At 64.3% G+C, this 221-nt stretch carries 1 protein-coding gene; it reads right to left on the reverse strand.

Annotation, left to right across the window (positions count from 1 at the left end):
- Positions 1-221 (reverse strand): tetratricopeptide repeat protein (locus BQ17_RS19970; protein ID WP_141699406.1); only part of this gene is annotated, 221 nt, incomplete at both ends.

Consider the following 221-nt stretch of genomic DNA (forward strand, 5'->3'; position numbering starts at 1 on the left):
AGGGCCTCTGGGGTTTCGCCGAGGCGTTGCAGGATGCGGCGGCGGATTTCGAGGGATTCGGTGAAGGCGGTGCGGGCCTGGTTCCAATCGCCGAGTGCCTGATCGGTGTTGCCGATTCTTTCGAGTGAAATAGAGAGATCGCGCAGGGCCTCTGGGGTTTCGCCGAGGCGTTGCAGGATGCGGCGGCGGATTTCGAGGGATTCGGTGAAGGCGGTGCGGGC

It is taken from the genome of Candidatus Thiosymbion oneisti (assembly GCF_900092655.1).
GTDB lineage: Bacteria > Pseudomonadota > Gammaproteobacteria > Chromatiales > Chromatiaceae > Thiosymbion > Thiosymbion oneisti.